Annotated in this window: 8 protein-coding genes; 3 read left to right on the forward strand and 5 right to left on the reverse strand. The window is 34.3% G+C overall.

All coding sequences use genetic code 11. The features are described 5' to 3' along the window. Positions 1 to 51: 51 nt before the first annotated feature. Both ABE048_RS14225 and ABE048_RS14230 read left to right on the forward strand, forming a co-directional pair. Entirely contained in the window at positions 52 to 651 is a 600-nt protein-coding gene (locus ABE048_RS14225; RefSeq protein WP_430311922.1) for an NADPH-dependent FMN reductase, read from the forward strand. A gap of 194 nt (positions 652 to 845) precedes the next feature. After that, positions 846 to 1,424: a GNAT family N-acetyltransferase gene (locus tag ABE048_RS14230; RefSeq protein ID WP_430311923.1), complete on the forward strand. Its 579-nt coding sequence runs from the start codon at positions 846 to 848 to the stop codon at positions 1,422 to 1,424. Positions 1,425 to 1,524: 100 nt separating this feature from the next. Here the strand turns inward: ABE048_RS14230 and ABE048_RS14235 are convergent, their stop codons facing one another. From ABE048_RS14235 to qoxA, 5 genes are all read right to left on the reverse strand, one after another. Next, on the reverse strand, positions 1,525 to 2,124 hold the full coding sequence (locus tag ABE048_RS14235; RefSeq protein ID WP_430311924.1) for a hypothetical protein: 600 nt from the start codon (positions 2,122 to 2,124) through the stop codon (positions 1,525 to 1,527). Positions 2,125 to 2,459: 335 nt separating this feature from the next. Then, positions 2,460 to 2,744: a cytochrome aa3 quinol oxidase subunit IV gene (gene qoxD, locus ABE048_RS14240; protein WP_430311925.1), complete on the reverse strand. Its 285-nt coding sequence runs from the start codon at positions 2,742 to 2,744 to the stop codon at positions 2,460 to 2,462. 1 nt (position 2,745) lies between these two features. Further along, a complete protein-coding gene (gene qoxC, locus ABE048_RS14245) occupies positions 2,746 to 3,342 on the reverse strand; it encodes a cytochrome aa3 quinol oxidase subunit III (protein ID WP_430311926.1) in 597 nt (198 codons plus the stop codon). Next, complete coding sequence (qoxB, locus tag ABE048_RS14250; protein ID WP_430311927.1) at positions 3,342 to 5,288, reverse strand: cytochrome aa3 quinol oxidase subunit I; 1,947 nt, start codon at positions 5,286 to 5,288, stop codon at positions 3,342 to 3,344. Before qoxB ends, qoxC begins: the two co-directional genes overlap by 1 nt. Before the next feature lie 127 nt (positions 5,289 to 5,415). Next, entirely contained in the window at positions 5,416 to 6,255 is an 840-nt protein-coding gene (gene qoxA / locus ABE048_RS14255) for a cytochrome aa3 quinol oxidase subunit II (RefSeq protein ID WP_430311928.1), read from the reverse strand. A gap of 354 nt (positions 6,256 to 6,609) precedes the next feature. Here qoxA and ABE048_RS14260 point away from each other — a divergent pair, with 354 nt between their 5' ends. Next, a complete protein-coding gene (locus ABE048_RS14260) occupies positions 6,610 to 8,040 on the forward strand; it encodes a PLP-dependent aminotransferase family protein (RefSeq protein ID WP_430311929.1) in 1,431 nt (476 codons plus the stop codon). The last annotated feature ends 335 nt before the right edge of the window (positions 8,041 to 8,375 follow it).

Here is an 8,375-nt window from a genome sequence, read left to right on the forward strand (position 1 = left end):
CGGAACATCCAAATCTGATTATTATTCTTTTAAGGAGGTGAAAAATTAAAAATGGGTTTCTTTAAAAGTTTATTTGGAAATAATAATGATGAAAAACAAATTGGAGGAGATAACATGGTTAAAATTGGTATCATTTTAGGTTCAACTCGTGAAGGTAGAGTAAGTCCGCAAGTAGGTCAATGGGTAAAAGAATTAGCAGACAAACGCGGCGATGCAGAATACGAAATTATTGATATCGCAGAATTCAAATTACCACTATTAGGTGAACCAGGATTAGATGCATCAGGTGCAGCTGGTTGGTCACAAAAAGTTGGAGCTTGTGATGGATTCGTATTTATCGCACAAGAATACAACCACTCAATCACAGGTGCATTGAAAAACGCATTAGATTACTTACGTGAAGAATGGAATAACAAAGCAGCAGGTATCGTATCATATGGTTCAGTTGGTGGCGCTCGTGCTGCAGAACATTTACGTGGTATTTTAGGTGAATTATTAGTAGCTGATGTACGCGTTCATCCAGCATTATCACTATTCACTGACTTTGAAAACGGTTCAGTTTTCAAACCAAAAGATGTTCAAGCTGACTCAGTAAATCAAATGTTAGATCAATTAATTCCGTGGTCTACAGCTTTAAAAACAATTCGATAATGTTTTGTCACAAAAAAGATTTCAGCTTCTCAGGATGCTGAAATTTTTTTTTATATTTTTTTGAGAAATGTACTGAAACAATGCTGACATTCATATGGTTATGAGTCTAACAATTGGTACGGCCTAAAATTATGAAATTGGTTATGTTAAACATACCAAAAATGAATTAGTTTAGAGAAAAGGAGTGAGTGAACATGGAGTTTGTCCCATTACATAATGATCAAGTTATTTTAAAACCGATGGAGGAAAGTGATATTGAAGGTGTATTTGCAGTTGGGGCCTATCCTGAAATTTGGCCGTATATATCAATTACAATTGAAAACTTGGAAGATACGAAAAAATATATGACAGATGCTCTTACCAATAAAGAAATTGGTGTGGAATTCCCGTTTGTTGTTATTGATCCAAAAACAAATGCAATCATTGGTTCAACTAAGTTTATGGATATCGATGCAAAGAATAAACGATTAGAGATTGGTTTCACTTGGCTAACGCCTACTTATTGGCGTACTGCTGTGAATACAAATTGTAAATACCTTTTACTTCAATATTGCTTTGAAGTTTTACACCTGAACCGAGTTCAAATAAAAACAGATCATGAAAATTTACGTTCTCAAAAAGCAATTGAACGGATAGGTGCTCATAAAGAAGGAATCTTACGTAATCATATGATTCGTAAAGACAGCACAATAAGAAACACAGTGATGTACAGTGTAACAATTCAGGATTGGCCAGAAGTAAAAAGAAGATTGGAAGAAATGATGAAGAGATAATACATGTAGTCTTTTCTAAAACAAGAAACTCAGAAGAGAGAATCATTTATAAGAACATGTGGTGTCTAAAAAAGTGTTTAATGACTTTTAAGACACCTCTCTAATTTTTACTCCAAATATTCTTATAGAGGTTAGTAACAGATAAATAGACGATACCTTCTTCATCTAAAGTGACTTCTTTTGTTTCATAGGCATTATACGGGAAAATATAGAAAGAAAACTCATCGCCATCTTTAAAATTTATTCCCCCTAATTTGGACCAAGTACTAATATAGGATTTGCCGTTATAATGTGCTTTCATTTTTGCTGTGATTAAGTCAGTGGATTCTTTTTCATTTAGTGTAACATGTTGGATTCCTGAGATCAGTGTTGCTTTTGATATTGAATATTGACCACATGATCTAAAGAAGATTTCATATCCTTCACTTGTTTTATGAATCCAAGATACATATATTTTGTGATGCCCATCATTATATAATTCTTTCCCGATATTGCTTTCTAATTTTGAAAGGTCGATGGCAATAGAGGATTCACCATTTAAAATATGACTTTTCTTATCATTAAATGTATGGGTGTCGTCTGCAACGGATGCAATACCTTTCGTCCAAAGTCTGAATAAACCGATTGACCAGAAAAGTATAAGAATGATGGCAACAGATAGTAATGTGAAAAATAATATCTTCTTTTTTTTGCCTTTCATTTCACATTTACCTCCTCTCAACGCACATTGCTATAAGCTGTAATTTATAAATACCAATAAAATATTTATATGTAAATAATACCATAATTTTCTATTTATTGAACCGAATAAAAAGAAGTTCATTTATTCTCCAAAAATGATTGTACGATTTCTATTGCATTGGAAAATAGAAATTCTGCATATCTAACAAACGGTGTTCGTGGTTTAAGTAGAAATTAATAAAACCACACATAGTAGAGATGATGTCTAAAATGTGTGGTCCTTTTAATATTAAATTAATCTCAAATTTATACTTATCTAACCTAAAGATAACCAAAATACGCTCTTTGCACTTATTAAATATATCCCCAAATCATACACAGTATTGTCCCGAAAACTGTAACGAGAGCAATGATTAATGCGTAATAAATGTTTGTAAAGATTGCTCCTTTATCTTTCGTTTCACCTGCATGCATAAACACAACCAATTGAAGGGCTGCCTGAATAAATGCTGTTACAAGTAAAATAGTCATAACAAATGGGAAGGATACATCAAGAAAATAAACACTAACAGCAATCAAAGTTAGGATTATAGAAAGTACAAAACCTATTACTTGTTTACGAGGGAATATATTTTCCATTTTAGACCATTCCTTTCAAGTAAATAAAACTGAAAATAAAGATCCAAACGACATCCAAAAAGTGCCAATAAAGAGAGAAAATAAACGATTTATTAGTTGTTTCTGGTGTCAACCCACGTTTTTTAAGTTGTAGAATAATTAATAATCCCCAAAATGTACCAAAAGTGACGTGAGCTCCATGAGTACCTAGTGTTGTTAATAGTACAGCTGTAAAAGCACTTGTTTGTAATCCGGCACCAATATGAACGTAGTGAACAAACTCAGAAACTTCAAAACCTAAGAATCCGATACCAAGAAGAAGTGTAATAATGAAGAATGTTATCGTTAACTTCTTGTTCCCATTGCGCATGGCATGTATTGCTAATCCAATAGTAAAACTACTTGTTAGGAGGATAAATGTTTCAAATAGAACTGGTACAATTTCGAAAATTTCTGCCCCAGTTGGACCGTTACCAGTTCGATCAAATAATACAAAGTATCCTGCAAAAAGCGTTCCGAAAAGCATAATTTCGGCTCCAAGGAAAATCCAAAAACCGAGAATATTTAATTGATTCTGTTGTGTACTATATTCGAGTGGAAGTGTTTTATCAATCTTCATTATTTAGCACCTCGCAATTTCGCTTCTGTTTCTATTATTTCTTCTACAGATACGTGATGTCCGTGATCTTTTTCTAAAGATCGTAATGCCATGCATACAAATATCCCAATCGTAGAGATAATTGTTGGAATCCACATTCCGAATATAAAAGAAAAACCCCAAACAAAGAAAATACAGCCTAATATAAAAGGAACTCCGCTATTATTGGGCATATGAATTTCTTCATTCTTACCTGGGAATAAATCATGATTATTATATTTAGCATCCCAAAAAGCTTCAGTAGAGTTAACATGTGGTAAAATCGCAAAGTTATATGACGGTACAGGATTTGGCGTAGCCCACTCTAGAGAACGTGCATCCCAAGGATCTGAATTAATATCTCTTGATGCATAACGAATACTGTAGTAAACGTTGTAGACGATTAAGACAAATCCAATTGCGAGACCAATTGCACCTACAAACGAAATCATATTCCATATTCCAAAACCAGTTGATTCAGAATATGTGTACATACGACGTGCTTGTCCATCTAGACCTGAGAAGAACATTGGCATAAACGCTACTAGTGTACTAATAGCGATTATCCAAGCTGTCAATTTACCGATTTTTTCATTTAGCATAAAGCCAAACATTTTTGGCCAATAGTAATGTAAACCTGCTAACATAGCGAATACAACACCAGGAATAATCACCATATGGAAATGTGCCACCAGAAACATTGTATTATGATATTGATAGTCAGCTGCTGACATACCAAGCATAACCCCGGTTACTCCACCTATGGTAAAAGTCGGGATAAATAGTAATGAATAGAGCATTGGGGTTGTAAATACAATTTTTCCTTGCCAAAGTGTAAATAACCAGTTGAAAATCTTAACCCCTGTCGGAACAGCGATGGCCATTGTTGTAATGGAGAAGATGCTGTTAGTTAAAGCGCCTTGTCCCATTGTAAAAAAGTGATGTGTCCATACTAAGAATGATAGGAAGGAGATAATCACCATTGAGCCAACCATTGACTTATATCCATAAAGGTTTCGGCGAGAAAAAGTGGCGATAATCTCACTGTAAATTCCGAATGGTGGTAAAACTAGTATATAAACTTCAGGATGTCCCCAGACCCAGAAGAAATTGGCCCAAAGCATATCCATACCACCATTTACTGTTGAGAAGAAATTAGTTCCAAATAAGCGGTCCATAGTCCCCATAACAAGTGCTATTGTTAATACAGGAAAAGCGAAAACGATAATAACATTAGCTACTAAAGCAGACCATGTAAACATTGGCATTTTCATTAATGTCATACCAGGTGCTCTCATTTTAAGAATCGTTGTAATCATGTTAATACCAGTCATTAATGTACCCATACCAGAAATCTGTAGAGCGAACAAATAATAGTTCGTTCCTACTGATTGACTATAATCGTTATTCGCTAGAGGGAAGTAATTTGTCCAACCAGAATCAGGCGAACCTCCAATGACAAAAGAAATGTTTAAGAGCATTGCTCCCATAAAGAATAACCAAAAGCTTAATGCGTTTAATCTAGGGAAAGCTACGTCTCGAGCTCCGATTTGAAGTGGAACAACGAAGTTCATAAATGCCATAATGAATGGCATAGCCATAAATATGATCATAACAGTCCCATGGGTAGTGAATACTTCATTATAATGCTGAGCATCAAGTAACTTATTTTCTGGTACAGCCAGTTGAGCTCGTATCATAATCGCATCCGCTCCACCACGGAAAAGCATAAGTAATGCAGAGACTAAATACATAATACCAATTCGCTTATGATCAACTGTTGTTAACCATTCGCGCCATAGATAACCCCACTTTTTAAAATAAGTTAAACCTGCAATGATTGCTATAACCGTAAGTCCAATAGCAACCATTGATGCATAAATCGCTGGACTTGGATGTGGTATAGCAAATCGTTCGAAGAAATTCATACGATTAATACTCCTTTCCAGATGAGTTGTATAGTAAAGTAGTGGAATTTTAATTATTTAATGATAGATTAGATCATTCATAATCAGATAGAATTAACTTCTTATTCTGATGAACTAGCAAATCTGTTTACTGTTCGCCATTTTCACCGTCTGGTGCAGGACGAAAAGTTAAGTGAGTTCCATTAAACGAAGCTTCACCAACATGACCTGGCTTAAGTAAAGTATCAAATTTCTCTTCTGTTATTTCTTGAGATGTATTTTTAACTTTCTTTACCCAGCTATCAAATTTTTCCTGATTCACTGCTTCAACTTTAAAAGTATTTTCAGCGAACCCTTTACCACTAAAACTTGCATTTCTTCCCATATACTCACCTGGTGTGTTCGCAGCTAAATGCAATGTATTAACCATATCTGACATTGCATATTTTTGACCGCCGAGTTGTGGGATCCAGAAACTTGTAATAGGCCCAAATGAGTAGAGTTTAAACTCAATCGGACGGTCGACAGGAATATACAAATAGTTAACTGTTTCAATATTTTCTTCAGGATAACTAAAATGCCATTTCCAGTTTGATGTTGCAGCATAAATGATAAGTGGTTCTTTGTCCTTGTATATTTCTGGTGCTGATTCTACTTTATAGTTGCTTTGAACTGAAATAATTGATAGAAATGTTACGATCAATACTGGGATTCCGACGCAAATTATTTCAACCTTTGTACTCCCTTTAATGTAAGGAGGTTTATAATCTGCACTTTGTTTAGATGCGCGGAATTTAATTAACATATAAGCTAAGATTACGAAAACAATGATAACGATAAAGGACATAATCCAAATCGATAGCATGATATCTTTAGCTTGTATTTGACCTTGAGGTCCCTTTGGATCCAATACTAACAATGGGTCACACCCTGTTAATAAAGTGACAATAGTGAAAAGGCTTATTAAACTGATCCATCTTTTTTTCATAGACAAACCCCTTTCAAATATTCATGGAAGTGATATTTAGGCTATTAATGGGTTTGAATGGAATTTGATTCACAATTGATTTTCATATTAGTTGCACAAGATTTGAAAGGCAAGAAAATATGAAATCTATCACAAAATGTTCTAAAACGAGAAAAATAATTTTGGGTTTATTTAAAGTTGATAAAATCCTCACAATATGGGGCTTTAAGTGATGAAAATATATTAAAAAGAGCCTAAATATGAAAGTGGTTGGTTAAAATACTAATTAAATGGATGGTTATTTATGAATGAACTTACTTTAGAATTTAATATTTAAAATGGATTGCTATTTTAAAATAATAAGGAGTGTTATATATGGATTGGAAACCAGATCGAGAAGCAAAAAAAGCTATATATAAACAACTTGCTGAATATATTGAAAATGGAATAGCAGATGGTACATTTCCACCTGACAAACCATTACCGTCTGAAAGGTATTTAGCCAAAGAACTAAATGTAAATAGAAGCACAGTGATTGCTGCATATGACGAGTTGGAATCAATTGGCTTGATTCAAAGAAATAGAGGAAGTGGCACTATCATCAGTAAAGATATATGGGGGATTACCAAGAAACGTATTCCAAGCTGGAATAGGTATATTGAGGCGGGTTCTTTTTTACCTAATTTACCTGTTACACAAAGAATAAGAAAAGAAGCAGTTGAACATAAACTAATTAATTTAGCTAATGGAGAGTTGTCTGAAGATCTTTTCCCAATCAATTTCTTAAGAGAGATTACTTCGACACGTTCCTTTATTGGAAGCTTAGGATACGATCATCCACAGGGGAGCGCAATTCTAAGAGATACTCTGACAAAACATGTGAAAAAGTATCTAGAAATTGTAACCAATCCTTCTTCAATCCTTATTACATCTGGAGCACAACAAGCCTTACACTTAGTAGTTCAGTGTTTGTTAAAGCCTGGAGATGCAGTTGCGATAGAGGACCCTTCATATAACTATAATCTTCCTATTTTTAAATCTGCCGGCTTAAAAACCTATAATCTATCTGTCAATAAGGATGGTGTAAATCCGGACGATTTGATCTCATTATATAAAAAACATCGAATTAGAATGATATTTTTAAATCCTTCTTATCAAAATCCTACGGGTTCTTTACTCAACGAAAAGCAACGGAAAGCTATTTTAGACATATCCTATGAACATGGAATTCCTATAGTAGAAGACGATCCTTATAGTTTGACTTCTTTTACGGGAGAAAAAATCCCTACACTAAAATCAATGGACGTCAACGGAAATGTTTTATATATAAGCTCATTGTCAAAAGTTGTTGCTGCTGGGTTAAGAATTGGTTGGATTATTGGACCAAAACCAGTAATAGAAAGATTATCTGATGCAAAACAACAAATAGACTTCGGTCACGCGAGCTTTACACAATGGATTGCCAATGATTTTTTGGAATCAGAAAATTTCCATTCCCATATAAGAAGGTTAGTAAAGGAATTAGAAAAGCGGAGAGATAAAATTGTCACAAGCCTTAAGTTTTATTTAAAGGATCAGGTGGAATTTTCTGTTCCACAAGGAGGCATTCATATATGGTGCAGGATAAAAAAAGACTTTAATGAAATCCAATTACTAGAGGAGTGTATTAAAAGGGGAGTAATTTATGTTCCTGGTTCAACAATGGGTTCTAAAAAGGATTTCATCCGTTTTACTTTTGCAAGGGAAGATGAAGACTCAATCGACGAAGGAATCAAAAGGTTTGCAGAAGCCCTTCATTCTCATTAAACATCTACATTCCTCTTCTACTTTTATCTTAAAACTCTTTTAAGAATCATGACTTGTTCATGATTCTTTTTATTATTTCATACATTCGCATTTCGTTCGTGTGATGTTCATTCATATACGGAAAAAGCTCTAGCTGAAAGCCCTGCAGGAATTTATAGTTAGGGTACTGAAAAAGTGTTTAAATACAAATATTAATAATACTGTTTTCTGCATGATGTGGAATTAGCTTCGCTTTCCGCGGGCGAACTAACGAGCCTCCTCGCTACGCTGTGGGGTCTCGTCTGGCTCGCATTCCCGCAGGAGTCTTCGCTAATTCCACATCAACAATGATAGCT

The organism is Rummeliibacillus pycnus (assembly GCF_050459865.1).
GTDB classification, from domain to species: domain Bacteria; phylum Bacillota; class Bacilli; order Bacillales_A; family Planococcaceae; genus Rummeliibacillus; species Rummeliibacillus pycnus_B.

Coding starts and splice junctions, on each gene's coding strand:
- ABE048_RS14225 (WP_430311922.1), top strand. CDS start 52: ATGGGTTTCTTTAAAAGTTTATTTGGAAATAATAATGATGAAAAACAA.
- ABE048_RS14230 (WP_430311923.1), top strand. CDS start 846: ATGGAGTTTGTCCCATTACATAATGATCAAGTTATTTTAAAACCGATG.
- ABE048_RS14235 (WP_430311924.1), bottom strand. CDS start 2,124: ATGAAAGGCAAAAAAAAGAAGATATTATTTTTCACATTACTATCTGTT.
- qoxD (WP_430311925.1), bottom strand. CDS start 2,744: ATGGAAAATATATTCCCTCGTAAACAAGTAATAGGTTTTGTACTTTCT.
- qoxC (WP_430311926.1), bottom strand. CDS start 3,342: ATGAAGATTGATAAAACACTTCCACTCGAATATAGTACACAACAGAAT.
- qoxB (WP_430311927.1), bottom strand. CDS start 5,288: ATGAATTTCTTCGAACGATTTGCTATACCACATCCAAGTCCAGCGATT.
- qoxA (WP_430311928.1), bottom strand. CDS start 6,255: ATGAAAAAAAGATGGATCAGTTTAATAAGCCTTTTCACTATTGTCACT.
- ABE048_RS14260 (WP_430311929.1), top strand. CDS start 6,610: ATGGATTGGAAACCAGATCGAGAAGCAAAAAAAGCTATATATAAACAA.